The sequence below is a fragment of the Caulobacter henricii genome (genome assembly GCF_001414055.1).
In the GTDB taxonomy this organism is placed as follows: domain Bacteria; phylum Pseudomonadota; class Alphaproteobacteria; order Caulobacterales; family Caulobacteraceae; genus Caulobacter; species Caulobacter henricii.
Window position 1 is genome coordinate 646,694 of the sequence record NZ_CP013002.1, and the last position, 16,175, is coordinate 662,868.

Below are 16,175 nucleotides of genomic sequence, written 5' to 3' on the forward strand. Positions count from 1 at the left end.
CGCTTCGGGTTCGATCTGGATCCCGGCTTTCGCCGGGAAGAGCGGGGAAAGAGAGTGCCGATGAGCCCCACCATGCGCGCCCTCGTCGTCGAGAGCCTCGCCCCGGACTATGCCGGCTGCACCGTGCTGGAAGTCCCGACGCCCACGCCTGGCCCGGGCCAGGTGCTGGTCCGCGTCTGCGCCGCCAGCGTCAACTTCCCCGACCTGCTGATGACGCGGGGCGAATACCAGTTCAAGCCGCCTCTGCCCTTCACGCCCGGCCTTGATCTGGCCGGCGAGATCGTGGTCCTGGGGCAGGGGGTCTCGGGCTTCTCCGTGGGCGACCCGGTGGTGGGCGGAGCGCGCCTGGGGGGCTTTGCCCAGTATGCGGTGCTCGACGCCGAAGCCCTGAAGCCCAAGCCCGAGCGCCTGTCCTTTGCCCAGGCTGCAGCCTATGGCGCGGCCTATCTGACCGCCTATGTCGCCCTGGTCCGCCGGGCGCGGATCGAGCCGGGCGACTGGGTGCTGGTCCATGGCGCGGCCGGCGGGGTCGGGCTGGCGGCGGTCGACCTGGCCAGGGCCCTGGGCGCGCGGGTGATCGCGGCCTCGGCCTCTGACGACAAGCTGGCGGCCATCCAGGCGCTCTATGCCCCCGACGCGGTGGTCAATGTCACCGGCGGGTTCAGGGACCAGGTCAAGGCCATCACCGGCGGGCGCGGGGCCGATATCATCTATGATCCCGTCGGCGGCGACATCTTCGACGAGAGTGTGCGCTGCATCGCCTTCGACGGCCGGCTGCTGGTCATCGGCTTCACCTCGGGCCGGATCCCGACGGTCTCGGTCAATATGCCGCTGATCAAGGGCTTCTCGGTCATGGGAGTGCGGGCCGGGGAGTATGGCCGGCAGTTCCCGGAGAAGGGTCGCGAGAACGGCGAGACGGTGTGGCGGATGGCCGATGAGGGCGTGATCTCGCCCCATGTCCATGCCGAGCTGCCCCTGGAGCGCTGGCGCGAGGCGTTTGACCTGCTGGCGGAGCGCAAGGTGGTTGGGAAGGCCGTGATCGTGCCCTAAAACCCTCGTCATCCCCCGCTTCATGCGGAGGACCCAAGCCGCGTTGGTCGTGCCAGCCCTGGCCTTCAGCCTGGGTCGCCCGGATGAACCGGGCGAAGACGAGGGAGGGGCAGGGGTTTTAGCGAAACCCCTGAACCGACTCAGGTTGACAGCCGCAGCCCGTTCCCTTATCCACCGCCCCTCACTCGCGGAGGCCTTGCGGCCGTCGCGTCCCATTATTATCGGAGCCACCTCGTGAAGCGGACATTCCAGCCGTCGAAGCTCGTGCGAGCCCGCCGTCACGGCTACCGCGCGCGTATGGCCACCAAGAACGGCCAGAAGATCGTTGCGCGTCGCCGCGCCAAGGGCCGTAAGCGCCTGACGGCCTAGGAGCGGCTTACCCCGCTCTTTGCTCCCGCTCGCGGGAGGCTTGAGACCATGACAAAAGCCGCCCTTTCCAAAGACCTGATCCCAGGTTTTCGCCGGAAGGGCGGCTTTTTTCATGCCTGATCTCCAGCCGCTGAAGATCGAGCGCCTGAAAAAGCGCCCCGACTTTCTGAAGGCCGCCAAGGCCCCGGCCCTGTCGCGCGGGGCAGTCTTCATGCAGATGCGGGCCCGGTCCGACGATGACCCCCTGATCCGGGTGGGGTTCACCGCCACCAAGAAGGTCGGGGGCTCCGTCGAGCGCAATCGGGCCAAACGCCGCCTGCGCGAGGCCGCGCGGCTGATGTTACCCCTTCATGGCCGCCCCATGTACGACTATGTATTCATCGCGCGCGGCGGCACCCGCACCCGCGAATGGGGGCGTTTGCTTGACGATGTGAAAACCGCGCTGATAAGCCTCGCGGCCGAACATGATCGCGCGGAGGCCCGGGCCAGACTGGCTCAATCCACCGATCTTCCTGAAGTCACACCCATCGACGCTAAACCTGCTAATCCAGGCGCGCCCGACCCCTCCGTTTCTGGTTAAGTCATCCATGCAGAACGACAACAAAAACACGTTGATGTTCATCGTCAGCGCGTTCGCGATCCTGATCGGGTACCAGTTCTTTATCCTGGGTCCGCAGCAGAAGAAGGCCGAGGCCGAACTGCGCGCCAAGAAGATCGTCGAGGCCCAGACGGCCGCGACCCAGCCGGGGATCGTGCTTGGCCCCGACGGCCGGCCTGCGCCCCTGAAGCTGTCGCGCGACGCCGCCAAGGCCCAGAGCCCGCGCCTTGTCGTCGATACGCCGGCCCTGTCGGGTTCGATCTCGCTGAAGGGCGGCCGGATCGATGACCTGTGGCTCAAGCAATATGCCCAGACGACCAAGAAGAATTCGCCGCCGGTCGAGCTGTTCCGCCCCGAGGGTGCCGAGCACGCCTGGTTCGCCGATTTCGGCTGGGCCGGTGCCAATCTGCCGGGCCTGCCCGACAGCCGCACGGTCTGGACCGCCGCCCCCGGTCAGGTCTTGCGTCCGACCTCGCCGGTCGTCCTGACCTATGACAACGGTCAGGGCCTGGTCTTCACCCGCACCATTTCGGTCGACGCCAATGCGATGTTCACCGTCGCCGACAGCGTCAGAAACCAGGGCACCCAGACCCTGTCCCTCGCCCCCTATGCCACCGTCCAGCGCCAGGGCATCCCGGCCGACCTCGGCAAGAACCAGATCGTCCATGAAGGCGCGATCGGCGTCTTCGGCATCGATGGCGGCAAGAGCCACGAGCTGAAGCAGCAGAAGTACGGCAAGTGGAAGAAGGACAAGCCGCTCGAAAACTTTGTGTCCAAGGGGGGCTGGGCCGGCATCACCGACAAGTACTGGCTGACCGCCCTGATCCCGGATCAGGCCCAGGACATCACCGCCCAGTACCGCGTCACCCAGGCCGGCCCTGTCGACATCTATGACGTCAATTTCGTCGGTCCGGTGAAGGCCCTGGCACCCGGCCAGACCCTCGCCCAGAACACCCGCCTGTTCGCCGGTGCCAAGACCGTTCCGCTGCTGCGCAACTACGAGTTCGGCGGCCAGCCGCCGGCCTGGTGGAAGTTCTGGGACGAGAAGAAGGCCGAGGTGCCGCGCTTCGACGACGCCGTCGACTGGGGCATGTTCCGCTTCTTCACCCGCCCGATCTTCAACATCATGGAGATGTTCTTCCAGCTGGTCGGCAACTTCGGCGTCGCCATCCTGCTGCTGACCGTCGCGCTCAAGCTCGTTCTCTATCCGCTGGCGGACAAGAGCTATGAGTCCATGGCCAAGATCAAAAAGATCGCGCCCGAGGTCGAGAAGCTGAAGGCCAAGTTCAAGGACGATCCGGCCAAGCAGCAGCAGGAGATGATGGGCCTGTACGCCAAGGAGAAGATCAATCCGATGATGGGCTGCCTGCCCATGCTGATCCAGATCCCGGTGTTCTACTCGCTCTACAAGGTGCTGACGGTGACCATCGAAATGCGGCATGCGCCGTTCTTCGGCTGGATTCAGGACCTTTCGGCCCGCGATCCGTCTACCTTCATGAACCTGTTCGGTCTGATCCCCTGGGATCCGGCGACCGCCCCGCTGATCGGCGCCTTCCTGTCGGGTCCGCTGCATATCGGCGTCTGGCCGCTGCTGTACGGCTTCACCATGTGGCTGACCACGGCCATGAACCCGCCGGCCGCTGATCCGATCCAGCAGAAGATCTTCCAGTTCTTCCCGATCATCTTCACCTTCACCCTGTCGCAGTTCTCGGTGGGCCTGGTGATCTACTGGTGCTGGAGCAACGTCCTGACGATCTTCCAGCAGTACATCATCATGCGCCGCTACAAGGTCGAGAACCCGATCGACCAAATCATCGCCCGGTTCCAGGGCAAGTCCGCAACGGCGACCTGATGACCGAACCCAACTTCGCGCCGCCTCCCAATTTTTCACCTCCTGAGGGTCCCGTCTTCAGCGAGGAAGAGATCGAGGCGGCGCGTGTGCTGTTTGCCCAGCCCGTGGCCTTCATGATGGGGGCCGTCAACATGGACGGCCTGCCTCATCCGATCGCCCCGGAAGTGTGCTTTGCCGGCCGCTCCAATGTCGGCAAGTCCAGCCTGATCAACGGGCTGGTCGGGCAGAAATACCTGGCCCGCGCCTCCAACGAGCCGGGCCGGACGCGGGAGATCAACTTCTTCCTGCTGGCCGAGAAGCTGCGCCTGGTCGACCTGCCGGGCTACGGCTTTGCGCGGGCTTCGAAGACCACGGTCAGCAAGTTCCAGGACCTGGGCCGGGCCTATCTGCGCGGCCGGGCCACGCTCAAGCGCGTCTATCTGCTGATCGACGCCCGCCACGGCCTCAAGAAGGTCGACGGCGAGGCCCTGGATGCCCTCGATACGGCGGCGGTCTCCTACCAGATCATCCTGACCAAGGCCGACAAGATCAAGCCGCACGAGGTCGAGAAGGTCACGGCCGAGACCCTCAAGGCCATCGCCAAGCGTCCCGCCGCCTTCCCGCGCGTACTGGCCACCTCGTCAGAAAAGGGCCTGGGTATGCCGGAACTGCGGGCCGAGATCTCGCGGGTCTGCCTGGACGAATAGGGGGCGGGAAGGACGGGGCTCGCCCTCAGGATCCTTGCCGCCTGTAGGTCGCCGTACAGCGTGCCGTGCACTGGGCCCACTGGCTGGGGCAGATGTCGTCGTCGCCCGCCTTGCAGAAATAATAGCTTCGCGCGCAGGCGGCCCGGCACTGGCCCGCATCACCGCCCGGCCGGCTTGAGGCCAGCGGGATCAGCGGCTGCAGGGTGGTCTGCGGACCCACGGCCGCGGCAGCCGGCGGGACCTTGGCCTTGGAGGCAGGCGTCGGGTCGGCACCGGCCGGTGAGGCCAGGGCGAGGGACACAAGCAGCAGGGTCAAAGCGCGGCGCATGGGCGTAGCCTAGGGCCTGGCGGTTAAGGTTTGGCTAACCATGTTTTGGCGGCCGGTGACGGAGGGGGCGCTGCAGGGCTTGCCGCGCTACTTCAGCTTTCCGATCAGCGCCATCGCCGCCGCCGGGTTCCTGACCTTGGCCCCCGAGATGAAATAGGCGAACACGTCGCCGCGACGGGCCCAGGCGCGGGTCTGGTCGACCACGCCGTCCAGCTCCCCGGAGGTCATGCCGGTGGGTTCGTCCTCGCGGCTGCACATCAGCCGGGCATAGGTGAAGTCGGCGGTCGGCTGGTCGATACAGGGCCAGGTCGGCTCATCGTCATCGACGGCATAGACGATGGCCGCACCGTACCGCGCCGCGAGATCATAGAACTGCGTCGTGGCGAAGGTCGGGTTGCGAACCTCCAGGGCATGGCGGGCCGGGCGGCCGCCGATCTCGCGCGGCAGCAGTTTCAGGAAGCCCTCGAAGTCCTCCGGTTCGAACTTCTTCGTGCCCATGAACTGCCAGTTGATCGGTCCCAGCTTGTCGCCCAGCTCGGTCAGGCCCTGGCCGAGGAACTTCTTCAGCGACTCGCCATTGGCCGACAGCACCTTGCGATTGGTGCAGAACCGGCTCGCCTTGACCGAAAAGACAAAGTCGTCCGGCGTTTCGTCATGCCACCTGCGCCAGCTGTCGGGCTTGAAGGTCGAATAGTAGGTGCCGTTGATCTCGAGGCTGGTCAGCCGGGACGACGCGTATCGCAGCTCGTCCTTCTGCTTGACCGTGTCGGGATAGAAAACGCCGCGCCAGGGCTCGAACGTCCAGCCGCCGATGCCGGTTCGAATGACGCCTGAGGACATTTTTGTTCCCTTCTTGTTCTTTTCGAAGTTAGGTGAGGTTGGGCGAGGCGTCGAGGGAAAAAAGGCCCCGCACAGGAAGCGCGCTTTCATAATTTATACGGCATTGCCGGATTATTGACTGGATTTCATACGGCAATGCCGTAGTCTGGAGGGCAGGTGCTGAAGCCGTTGCACACGGTGGCCTATACCGCCGGCTTTCTGGCCCAGGCTAAGGCCGATGGCATGACCGAGGCGGAGATGGAGGCTATGGAGCGAATGCTGGCCGCCAATCCCGAAGCGGGCGAAATGATTGTTGGCTCGGGTGGTTGCCGCAAGGTGCGTATCGCCGGCAGGGGACGGGGGAAGTCGGGCGGCTATCGCGTCGTGACCTTCTTCGCTCATGCGGGATTGCCGGTTTATCTGGTGGCGATGTTGTCTAAGGGCAGCCGAGGCAACTTTTCCGCCGCCGAGGTCGCCGCCATGGCAAACATGGCCAAGAGGATTGTCGCCGCCGGGAGCGGCGGGCTGCAGAGGCATTGATCGGGATCGAGACGATGAGCCAGGGCGACGACGTCAACTTCCACCGCATCATGGCGGGCCTCGAAGAGGTTGCGCAAATCGTCGAAGGCCGCGCCGCGCCGGCGCGTCTTCGGGCACCGGGCGAGGTGGACGTCAGGGCGATCCGCCAGAGACTGGGCCTCAGCCAGAGCGCTTTCGCCGCCCGGTTCGGCTTCAGCGCGTCTGCCGTGAAGGACTGGGAGCAGCACCGCCGTCGCCCGGAGGCCGCCGCACGCATTCTGCTGACGGTGATTGATCGCGAGCCCGCCGCCGTCGCGCGGGCGCTGGCGTCCAGTTGATGGCTTCAAATCTAAACGGCTGCGATCCAGACGCCGCGCCGCTTCAAATCAGCACTCCACCCGGTTGACCGACAGGCCCACAGCCAGGCCGCCCATCGAGGTTTCCTTGTAGATCTCGTTCATGTCCTCGCCGGTGCGCTTCATGGTGGCGATCACCTTGTCGAGGCTCACCGAGTGCTGGCCGTCGCCCAGCAGGGCCAGCCGGGCGGCGTCGATGGCCTTGATGGCCCCCATGGCATTGCGCTCGATGCAGGGGATCTGCACCAGGCCGCCGATCGGATCGCAGGTCAGGCCCAGATTGTGCTCCATGCCGATCTCGGCGGCATTTTCGATCTGGGCATTGGTCCCGCCGAGGGCAGCGCACAGGCCGGCGGCAGCCATGGAGCAGGCGACGCCGACCTCACCCTGGCAGCCGACCTCGGCCCCGCTGATCGAGGCATTGCGCTTGTAGAGGGCACCGATGGCGGCGGCGGTGAGCAGAAAGGTACGCACCTGGTCCGGCGTGCCCTGATAGAAGCGCACGAAGAAGCGCAGCACCGCCGGCACCAGCCCGGCCGCGCCATTGGTCGGGGCGGTGACCACCCGGCCGCCGGCGGCGTTCTCCTCATTGACGGCCATGGCCCACAGATTGACGAAATCCATGGCGGCCAGAGGGTCACTGATCTGCCGCTCCATTCGCCCCTGCAGGGTCTGGTGGATCTGCCGGGCGCGGCGCTTGACCGAAAGCCCGCCGGGCAGGATGCCGTCCTGGCGCATGCCGCGGTCGATACAGGCCTCCATGGCCCCATAGATTCGGTCCAGGCCCGCATGCATCTCGTCCTGGCTCATGCGCGCCAGTTCATTGGCCCCCATCACCCCGGCGATGGTCAGGCCGGCATCGGCGGCGCGCTGCAGCAGGTCCGCCCCGCTCTCGAACGGAAACGGGATGGCGGGACCCTCCTCGGGCGGCGCGTTGCGGCCCATCTCGGACTCGTCGCGGACAAAGCCGCCGCCGACCGAGAAATAGGTCCGTTCGGCGATCAGGATGCCGGCGGCGTCGAAGGCGGAAAAGGTCAGGCCGTTGGGATGCTGGGGCAAACGCTCATGGCCCAGCCAGACGATGTCGCGGGCCTCGTCGAAGGCGATCCCGGTCTCGCCGCCCAGGGACAGCCACTGGCTGGCGCGCGCCTCGGTCAGGGCGGCTTCGCCTGCATCGGGATCGAGCTCGGCGGGGATGAAGCCCATCAGGCCCAGCACGACCGCCCGGTCGGTGGCGTGGCCGTGGCCGGTCAGGGCCAGGGACGCATAGAGGCGCGTCTCGACGCGGGCGACGTCGGCAAGCCTGCCACTGTCACGCAGCCGGCCGACGAACAGCACCGCCGCCGTCATCGGGCCCATGGTGTGGCTGCTCGACGGGCCTACGCCGAGTTTGAAGAGGTCGAAGACTGAGGCTGTCATGGGTGTATCCCGCTCGACCGCATTGCGGTCGGCGCTATCCGGTTCAAAACAGGCTTGTCATCACTGCCGCCCTCCGGCGAAGGCCGGGGGAAAGCCGGGACCCAGGGCGCAGCGCGATGCGCCGGCCCATGGGTCCCGGATAGCCTCTGGGAGGCTTCCGGGATGACAGGATTGAGCTGAGGCCTACTTGCGCTCTGCCTTCGAGGCGTCGCGGGTTCCCTTGAACTCCGAACCCTCGCCCCATTCGGGCCAGCGGGTGGAGTTGGCCAGATCCGCACCAAGGCCCTGGATCAGGCTGATGTCAGCGGTCATGCCATCGAGTCGCCAGCTGGCGTTCCACTCGTCGGCCGGCTGGTGATAGGCATTGATGCGATAGGCGTCGGCGAAGGCCTTGCCGGCCGCCACACCGCCCTCGACCAGATCCTCGCCCGAGCCGAACGAGATGGCCGGCACACCGCGCTTGGCGAAGGGGAAGTGGTCCGAGCGATAGAAGTAGCCGGCTTCCGTGGCCGGATCAGGCGTATAGGTGCGGCCGACCTTTTTGCCGTGAGCGATCAGATCGTCCAGCAGGCCCAGCTTGGCGCTGCCCGAGATGGTGAAGTCCTTGGCCGGGCCGGCGGGATCCAGGGCGTCGGTGTTCAGCACGCCGACGGTCTTGGCCAGAGGATAGAGCGGGTTGGCCGCATAGTACTCCGAGCCCAGCAGGCCCTTTTCCTCGGCGGTCACGGCCAGGAAGACCAGGGTGCGGTCGGCGCGGGGGCTCTTGGCGAACACCCGGCCCATTTCCAGCATAGCCGCGATGCCGGTCGCGTTGTCGACGGCGCCGTTATAGATCGTGTCGCCCTTGGCATCGGCCAGGCCCACGCCCAGATGGTCCCAGTGGCCGGTGAAGAACACCGTCTCGTCCGGACGCTTGGCACCGGTCAGCTTGCCGACCACGTTCTTGGAAATGATCACCTTGGGCTCGACGGCATAGGCGGCCGAGAAGGTCGCGCCCTTCAGTTCCACCGGTTTGAAGTCGCGGCTATGGGCCTGCTTCTTCAGGGCGTCAAAATCCAGGCCGGCCGCCTTGAACAGCTCCACGGCGGTGTCGCGCTGGATCCAGCCTTCCAGGGCCGGGTGCTGCTTGGTCGGCTCCTTGCGGACGATGTCGAACATCGTGTTGGTGTTGGAGTTCTTGACCGTGGCCCAGCCGTAGGAGGCGGGGGCCGTCTCATGCACGATCAGCAGGCCGGCCGCACCGAGGCGGGCGGCTTCCTCGAACTTGTAGGTCCAGCGGCCATAATAGGTCATGGCCTTGCCGCCGAAGTCACCGGACCCGGTCTCGAAGTCCGGGTCATTGATCAGGACGACGACGATCTTGCCCTTGACGTCCAGGCCTTTGAAATCGTCCCAGTTCCGTTCCGGGGCCTTGACGCCATAGCCGGCGAAGACGATCGGGGCGTTCTGGATCGACACCTTGTCGACATTGGTCATGGCCGCACGGATGGCGATCTGTTCACCCTGATTAAGGGCGATGTGGCTGTTACCGACCATCATGTGGGCGCTGACCGGGCCCTTGATTTCGAACATGCCCAGCGGCACGTCCTGGGTCCAGGCGCGCTTGCCGTCCTTCAGGTCGCCGCCGGGCTCCAGGCCCGCAGCCTGCATCTGTTCGACGATATAGGCGACGGTCTTGGTCTCGCCGGCCGTGGCGGGGCCGCGACCCTCGAAGGCGTCCGATGACAGGGTCTTGATGTGGGCGGCCAGATTGGCGGGGTCGATCTTCGGCGCATCCGCGGCATGGGCCAGCATGGGGGCCGTGAACAGGGCAGTGGCGAGCAGAAGGCGTTTCATCTTTGTCACTCTTTGGAGCAAATCTTGTCGTTGGGGCGGGACCGTATCCGGGGTCTTCCGTTAGGGGAAGGGGCCAGTGGCGTCAGGCCCTGGAGATCCGTCGCCCATCCACGGCCCAGCGCTGCAGCACCGCGCCATCCCAGACATGCAGGGCGTCATAGAGATTGATGGTCGGATCGCAGTGGCCCGGCTGCAGCCAGACGATGTCGCCCACCTTGGGGACGTCGGGCGGGAAGGCCCGGGCCGGGTCGGCATCGGCCGCGCTGACCGCACGGTCGAAGCCGAGCGGATCGCGGCCGGCGGCCTTCAGGACGTCGATCATGGCCGGGTGGGCGATCATGCCGTGTTCGTCGCCCATCGGCCGCCACAGCGAGCCAGGGGCGGCACCGGAGACCATGCGCGCCGGTGGGCCGTCCATCGATACGGCCTTGAAGCCGGCATCGACGACGACATGGCTCTTGTGACGGGCCGAGACGACACTGGCGGCGATGAACAGGGACGGCTCGAACGGCCAGTCGCCGCCGCCCGGGGCCCCGCAGGCGTCGTACTCTACGTCCATCACGCCATAGGAGCCGGCCTGCAGCTCGGTGAAGACGCCCGAGGCCAGGTCAAAGGCATGGGTGCCGGTGCCGCCGCCGGTGACCACGGGCGGCGGCAGGCCGGCGGCGGTCAGTTCGGCGACCAGGGTCTTGAGGGTGGCGAAGGCGGCCTCGTCGGCCGACCGGCGCAGGGCCCCGTCGTCCAGATGCTGCAGGTGGCCGAGATAGGCCTGGATCCCGGCAAAGCGCAAGCCCGGCGAGGCGTCGGCGGCCCGGGCCAGGGCCAGGGCTTCGTGCGGATAGGCCCCCGTGCGATGGGTGCCCAGGTCCAGGTCGACGACCAGGTCCAGCAGGGTCCCGGCCGCCACGGCGGCGTCCGACAGGCGGTCGATCTGGCCGGCATCGTCGGCCGTGACGCCGATCCGGGCCCCGGATCTCGCCAGGGCCGCCAGACGCGGCGCAGCCCAGGGCGGTGGGGCGGCGGTGACGAGGATGTCGGTGATCCCGCCGGCCACGAAGGCCTCGGCCTCACCGACAGTCTGGGCGCAAAGGCCGACCGCCCCGCGCTCGACGATCAGCCGGCCAAGGGTCGAGCACTTGTGGGTCTTGCCATGGGCCCGCAGCCGCACGCCGGCCGCGTCACAGAGGGCCTGCATGCGGTCGAGATTACGCAGCAGGGCGGCCTTGTCGACCACAAGGAGCGGGGTCTGGGGGAGGGCGTCTGCGCCTGGAAAGTTCATGCTGATCCCATTCCCGATCCAATCCGTCATCCCGCGCTTTATGCGCGGGACCCATCTGTCCGCCTTAGGGACGATGCCACGCTAGCGCGCACGTGCGAGCTGAACCATGGGTCCCGCGCATAAAGCGCGGGATGGCGTGATAGGGCGTTAAATCTCGCCCGCCAGCACCCGCGCGAACAGGGCCGGATCGACATTGCCCCCCGACAGCACGATCGCTGCCGTCTGGCCCTTCAGGTCGATCTTGCCCGTCAGGGCCGCCGTCAGCGCCACGCAGCCGCCCGGCTCGACCACCAGCTTCAAGGTCGAGAAGGCGTAGCGCATGGCCTCGGCCACCTCGGCATCGGTGACCGCGACGATGCCGGCGAGGTGGGCCTGGTTGATCGGAAAGGTCAGCTCGCCGGGGATCGGGGTCAGCAGGGCGTCGCAGATCGAGCGGGCGTCCTTGTCGATGGTCTCGCGCTGGCCGCTTGCCAGCGAACGGCGGGTCTCGTCGAAGCCGGCGGGCTCGACGCCCCAGATCGCGGTGGCGGGCGACAGGGCCTTCACGGCCGTCGAGGTTCCGGCGATCAGACCGCCGCCGCCGACGCAGCAGATCAGGGTGTCCAGGCTTGCGCCAGCCGCCGTCGCCTGCTCGACGATCTCGAGGCCCAGCGTGCCCTGGCCCGCGATGATATGCGGATCATCATAGGACGGCACCACGACGCATCCGCGCTCGGCGGCGATCTCGTCGGCGATCGCGACGCGGTCCTCGGTGAAGCGGTCATAGAAGCGGATCTCGGCCCCGAACCCGCGGGTGCCCTCGACCTTCACGGTCGGCGAGTCGGAGGGCATGACGATCAGGGCGGGGCAGCCGACGAGCTGGGCCGCCAGGGCCACGCCCTGGGCGTGGTTGCCGGATGAAAAGGCGACGACGCCGCGCCGGCGCTCATCGGCGGTCAGCTGGCTGAGGCGGTTATAGGCCCCGCGGAACTTGAAGGCCCCGGCCCGCTGCAGGGTCTCGGGCTTGAGCAGGACCCGGCCGCCCAGGCGCTCATTGAGGGCCGGGCTTTCGAGGAGCGCAGTCACGACCGCCTGGCCCTTCAGGCGTTCGGCGGCGGCCTGGATATTGGAAAGCGTGACAGTCATGACCAAGGTCTAACCTGCGCGCGCCCGCATCGAAACCCTTTGCGAGGCTCGCTGTTCACGCCATAACCAGCGCGGGGTTGGGCTGTTGAGGGAATCCACATGAAGACCGCACTGTTTGCCGCCGCCGCTGTCGCGGTGCTGGGTTTCTCCGCGCCGGCCCTGGCGGGTGAGGTCTTTGTCGGGGCCTACAAGCATGATGTCACCTTCATCGGTGAGGCCGTGGGCCTGGGGGCCGCCGGTCGCGAGGACGGGGTCGACATCCATCTGGGCTATCGCACCGGCCGCATCGAGAGCCTGACCTGGCTGGGCAAGCCGCAGGTCCACACCTTCGTCTCGATCAACAGCGAGAACACCTCCAACTTCGTCGCCGCGGGCTTCAACTGGAAGCTGGATCTGGGCCAGTCGGGCGGCTTCTATCTGCGCCCCGGTATCGGTCTGGCCTATACCGACGGCGAGGCCGGTCTGCCGGCTGCCAATGCCCCGAACCTGACCCCGCAGGAACGCGCCCGCCGCACCAAGCTCTACTACACGCGGATCGACTTCGGATCCCAGGTGCTGTTCGAGCCCGAGATTGCCCTGGGCTACCAGTTCAATGACCGCTGGTCAGGTGAGCTCAGCTACACCCACCTGTCGAACGGCCAGATCTTCCACCAGGGCAAGAACCAGGGGCTTGACGACGTGGGGGTTCGGCTGGTCTACGCCTTCTGACTTCGCGGGGGCCGGCTTTGACCGCTCCCGTGTCGCCGCCCACAATCGACTAAGCGTCTGCGGCCGAGTCCTGTCGAAGGGCCGCGTGACGTCACCGGGCAGGTGACAAGGCATATCTCTACCATGGCCAATGTGACCGTCGTCGGCGCCCAGTGGGGCGATGAAGGCAAGGGCAAGATCGTCGACTGGCTGTCCAACCGGGCGGACGTCGTCGTGCGCTTCCAGGGCGGCCACAATGCCGGCCACACCCTGGTGGTCGACGGCAAGGTCTACAAGCTGGCCCTGCTGCCCTCGGGCGTGGTGCAGGGCAAGCTGTCGGTGATCGGCAACGGCGTGGTCGTCGATCCCTGGCACCTGCTGGGCGAGATCGCCAAGATCGCCGAACAGGGCGTGATCATCGGCCCGGACCTGCTGGTGCTGGCCGACAATGCCACCCTGATCCTGCCGCTGCACAAGGACCTGGACCAGGGCCGCGAAGCCCAGTCGACCCAGAAGATCGGCACCACCGGTCGCGGCATTGGTCCGGCCTATGAGGACAAGGTCGGCCGCCGGGCCATCCGCGTCGCCGACCTGGCCGACCCCGAGGCCCTGAAGCCCAAGATCGAGCGCCTGCTCAGCCACCACGGAGCCCTGCGCCGGGGCCTTGGCCTGCCGGAGGCCGACGGCGCGGCCCTGTTCGACCAGCTTATGGAAATCGCGCCGCAGATCCTGGCCTATGCCCAGCCCGCCTGGCGGCTGCTGGACCAGGCCCACAAGGCCGGCAAGCGCATCCTGTTCGAAGGGGCCCAGGGCGCCCTGCTGGATGTCGACCACGGCACCTATCCGTTCGTCACCTCGTCCAACACCGTCGCCGGACAGGCCGCCGCCGGATCGGGCATGGGTCCCAAGGGCCCGGGCTATGTGCTCGGCATCGTCAAGGCCTATACGACCCGGGTCGGCGAGGGCCCGTTCGCCTGTGAACTGGATGACGAGGTCGGCAAGCACCTGTCGACGGTCGGCCGCGAGGTCGGGGTCAATACCGGCCGCGCCCGACGCTGCGGCTGGTTCGATGCGGTGCTGGTGCGCCAGTCGGTGGCCATCAATGGCATCGACGGCATCGCCCTGACCAAGCTGGACGTGCTGGACGGCCTGAAGACCCTGAAGATCTGCGTCGGCTACAAGATCGGCGACCGTGAGGTCGACTATCTGCCGGCCGGCATGCGCGACCAGGCTGCCGCCGTGCCGATCTATGAAGAGATGGAAGGCTGGAGCGAAAGCACGGCCGGGGCCCGCTCGTTCAAGGATCTCAACGCCAATGCCATAAAGTATGTGCGTCGGGTCGAGGAACTGATCGGTGCGCCGGTGGCCTTGCTGTCGACAAGCCCTGAACGGGATGACACCATCCTGATGCGTGATCCGTTCCAGGGTTAGGGCACCGGCTAAGGTTGAGCCTAAAGGTCCCTGAAACCCGTCATGGCCTAGCGTGATACAGCTAGACGTTGCGAGGGTGTCGGCCTTGGGTCTGCGTGAGTTCCTGAATGACGGGTTGAACGGCGCGGCGCTCGAGATGGGTCGGCGCAGTGCCTCGGCTCGTCTGGCGGCGACAGCCCTGGCCGGCGGTCTGCTGGCCTTCCATTTCGGCCCCATGGCCTGCCTCGCCTGGCTGGCGGTGATCGGCGTCCTGGAAGGGCTTCTGCGGATCCTCCATCGCTATGTCACGGCGCATCCCGAGCAGTTGATCGTGCCATTGCGGCTGGGAATCCCGGCGGCCTACAGCATGGCCTGGGCGACCATGGCGGGTCTGAGCTGGGCCCATGGTCCGCCAAGCATGAAGTTTGCGGCCATTCTCTTCCTGTTTGGCCTGATGCTTGACGCCCTGAAGTATTCGGCGATCAGCCGTTCGGTCCTGCTGGCCATGGCCCCGCCGCCCTTCATTGCCTTGACGGTCGCCCCCCTGCTGGCCGGCGGCTTCAAGGCCTGGGACCTGGCGGTTGTGGCCATCACCCTGGCCGCCCTGCTCGCCTATTTCCTGGATACGTCGCGCCGGGTGCGTGCCAATGCCGTGGCCCTGGAGCAGGCCCAGGCCCAGGCGACCGAGGCCAACCGGGCCAAGTCGGCCTTCGTGGCCATGATGAGCCATGAACTGCGCACGCCTATGAACGGTGTGCTGGGTCTGGCCCATGCCCTGGGCACCACCCGGCTGGATGCCCGGCAGGCCGACTATCTCGAGATGATCATCCAGTCCGGCGATGGCCTGATGACCATTCTCAATGACATTCTGGACCTGTCGAAGGTCGAGGCGGGCAAGCTGGAACTGGAGGCCGAGCCCTTCGAAATTCGCCGGCTGGCCAGCCAGATCCATCTGGTCTGGAGCCAGACCGCCCAGCAGAAGGGCCTGGTCCTGACGCTCGACGTCGCGCCCGGGACACCGACCTGGCTGCTGGGGGATCCGATGCGGGTGCGGCAGATCCTGCTGAACCTCGTCTCCAATGCCCTGAAGTTCACCGAGGTAGGTCGCATCGAGATCCGCATTGCCCCGGGCGAGGCGGGCGGCGTGGATATCACGGTTGTCGATACGGGCGTCGGTCTCAGCGTCGAGCAGCAGGTCACTCTGTTCAGCCCCTTCAGCCAGGGCGATCGGTCGACGGCGCGGCGGTTCGGCGGCACAGGCCTGGGCCTGGCGATCAGCCGGCACCTCGCCCAGTTGATGGGCGGCCAGATCACCGTGACCAGCGCGCCGGGGCAGGGTTCGGCCTTCCGGGTCCATCTGGCCTTGACCCCGGCCCAGGCCCCCGCCGCCCTCGAACCGGCCGGCCCCGCCCTCACCGTTGAAGGGGTCCGGGTGCTGGTCGTCGACGACAATCGGGTCAACCAGATGGTGGCCCGGGCCATCCTGGAATCGGCAGGTATTGTCGTCGAGACCGCCAATGACGGCCGCCAGGCCCTGGCGCGTTTGCGGGTCGAGAATTTCGACGTTGTGCTGATGGACGTCCACATGCCCGAGATGGATGGGGTCGAGGCCGTGCGGCGCATCCGGGCGGGCGAGGGCGGCCGGCCTGACATTCCGATCCTGGCCCTGACCGCCGATGCCATGGCCGGTGAGGCGGAGCGCCTGCTGGCCCAGGGCTTTGATGACGCCCATCCCAAGCCGATCCAGCCGGCCGGTCTGCTGGCGGCCGTGGCGCGGATGAGCCGGTCCTCGACCGAACCTGACGGGCCGGCCGGGCCGGTGCATTTCGCCCCGATCTGAGT

Annotated in this window: 16 protein-coding genes; 10 read left to right on the forward strand and 6 right to left on the reverse strand. The window is 66.9% G+C overall.

Annotated elements, in window-relative coordinates; all coding sequences use genetic code 11:
- Positions 1 to 54: 54 nt before the first annotated feature.
- The 5 genes from AQ619_RS03105 to yihA all read left to right on the forward strand — a co-directional run bounded on the left by AQ619_RS03105 (position 55) and on the right by yihA (position 4,555).
- Positions 55 to 1,050: an NADPH:quinone oxidoreductase family protein gene (locus AQ619_RS03105; protein WP_166504130.1), complete on the forward strand. Its 996-nt coding sequence runs from the start codon at positions 55 to 57 to the stop codon at positions 1,048 to 1,050.
- Between the two features lie 234 nt (positions 1,051 to 1,284).
- Positions 1,285 to 1,419 (forward strand): 50S ribosomal protein L34, encoded by a 135-nt coding sequence (gene rpmH / locus AQ619_RS03110; RefSeq protein WP_012284717.1) that lies wholly within the window; start codon positions 1,285 to 1,287, stop codon positions 1,417 to 1,419.
- Positions 1,420 to 1,531: 112 nt separating this feature from the next.
- Positions 1,532 to 1,999, forward strand: a complete 468-nt coding sequence (gene rnpA / locus AQ619_RS03115) for a ribonuclease P protein component (protein ID WP_084745728.1) — start codon at positions 1,532 to 1,534, stop codon at positions 1,997 to 1,999.
- 7 nt (positions 2,000 to 2,006) lie between these two features.
- Entirely contained in the window at positions 2,007 to 3,869 is a 1,863-nt protein-coding gene (gene yidC / locus AQ619_RS03120) for a membrane protein insertase YidC (protein ID WP_062144111.1), read from the forward strand.
- Positions 3,869 to 4,555 (forward strand): ribosome biogenesis GTP-binding protein YihA/YsxC, encoded by a 687-nt coding sequence (gene yihA / locus AQ619_RS03125; RefSeq protein WP_084745730.1) that lies wholly within the window; start codon positions 3,869 to 3,871, stop codon positions 4,553 to 4,555. The genes yidC and yihA overlap by 1 nt, the downstream gene beginning before the upstream one ends.
- A gap of 25 nt (positions 4,556 to 4,580) precedes the next feature.
- Here the strand turns inward: yihA and AQ619_RS03130 are convergent, their stop codons facing one another.
- The gene (locus AQ619_RS03130; protein ID WP_062144114.1) at positions 4,581 to 4,883 is read right to left on the reverse strand and encodes a hypothetical protein; all 303 of its coding nucleotides are present in this window, start codon (positions 4,881 to 4,883) and stop codon (positions 4,581 to 4,583) included.
- An 87-nt stretch (positions 4,884 to 4,970) separates the two neighbouring features.
- Positions 4,971 to 5,723, reverse strand: coding sequence for a DUF72 domain-containing protein (locus AQ619_RS03135; protein WP_062144117.1), 753 nt, complete (start codon positions 5,721 to 5,723; stop codon positions 4,971 to 4,973).
- Between the two features lie 156 nt (positions 5,724 to 5,879).
- Here AQ619_RS03135 and AQ619_RS03140 point away from each other — a divergent pair, with 156 nt between their 5' ends.
- Both AQ619_RS03140 and AQ619_RS03145 read left to right on the forward strand, forming a co-directional pair.
- Positions 5,880 to 6,242 (forward strand): type II toxin-antitoxin system RelE/ParE family toxin, encoded by a 363-nt coding sequence (locus tag AQ619_RS03140; RefSeq protein WP_207205012.1) that lies wholly within the window; start codon positions 5,880 to 5,882, stop codon positions 6,240 to 6,242.
- A gap of 14 nt (positions 6,243 to 6,256) precedes the next feature.
- Complete coding sequence (locus tag AQ619_RS03145) at positions 6,257 to 6,559, forward strand: helix-turn-helix domain-containing protein (protein WP_062151223.1); 303 nt, start codon at positions 6,257 to 6,259, stop codon at positions 6,557 to 6,559.
- 48 nt (positions 6,560 to 6,607) lie between these two features.
- On the opposite strand, the gene AQ619_RS03150 is transcribed toward AQ619_RS03145, so the two are convergent.
- The 4 genes from AQ619_RS03150 to AQ619_RS03165 all read right to left on the reverse strand — a co-directional run bounded on the left by AQ619_RS03150 (position 6,608) and on the right by AQ619_RS03165 (position 12,236).
- Positions 6,608 to 7,996 carry an L-serine ammonia-lyase gene (locus tag AQ619_RS03150; protein ID WP_062144120.1) on the reverse strand — a complete coding sequence of 463 codons (1,389 nt, stop codon included), beginning with the start codon at positions 7,994 to 7,996 and terminating at the stop codon, positions 6,608 to 6,610.
- Positions 7,997 to 8,179: 183 nt separating this feature from the next.
- Entirely contained in the window at positions 8,180 to 9,832 is a 1,653-nt protein-coding gene (locus AQ619_RS03155; RefSeq protein WP_062144123.1) for a M28 family metallopeptidase, read from the reverse strand.
- 82 nt (positions 9,833 to 9,914) lie between these two features.
- Positions 9,915 to 11,141: an alanine racemase gene (locus AQ619_RS03160; protein WP_166504131.1), complete on the reverse strand. Its 1,227-nt coding sequence runs from the start codon at positions 11,139 to 11,141 to the stop codon at positions 9,915 to 9,917.
- Positions 11,142 to 11,258: 117 nt separating this feature from the next.
- Positions 11,259 to 12,236 (reverse strand): threonine ammonia-lyase, encoded by a 978-nt coding sequence (locus AQ619_RS03165; RefSeq protein WP_062144126.1) that lies wholly within the window; start codon positions 12,234 to 12,236, stop codon positions 11,259 to 11,261.
- Positions 12,237 to 12,335: 99 nt separating this feature from the next.
- Here AQ619_RS03165 and AQ619_RS03170 point away from each other — a divergent pair, with 99 nt between their 5' ends.
- The 3 genes from AQ619_RS03170 (at position 12,336) to AQ619_RS03180 (ending at position 16,173) form a co-directional block, all read left to right on the forward strand.
- Complete coding sequence (locus AQ619_RS03170) at positions 12,336 to 12,944, forward strand: acyloxyacyl hydrolase (protein WP_062144129.1); 609 nt, start codon at positions 12,336 to 12,338, stop codon at positions 12,942 to 12,944.
- Between the two features lie 123 nt (positions 12,945 to 13,067).
- Positions 13,068 to 14,354 (forward strand): adenylosuccinate synthase, encoded by a 1,287-nt coding sequence (locus tag AQ619_RS03175; RefSeq protein ID WP_062144132.1) that lies wholly within the window; start codon positions 13,068 to 13,070, stop codon positions 14,352 to 14,354.
- 85 nt (positions 14,355 to 14,439) lie between these two features.
- Positions 14,440 to 16,173, forward strand: coding sequence for an ATP-binding protein (locus tag AQ619_RS03180; RefSeq protein WP_062151229.1), 1,734 nt, complete (start codon positions 14,440 to 14,442; stop codon positions 16,171 to 16,173).
- Positions 16,174 to 16,175 lie beyond the last annotated feature (2 nt).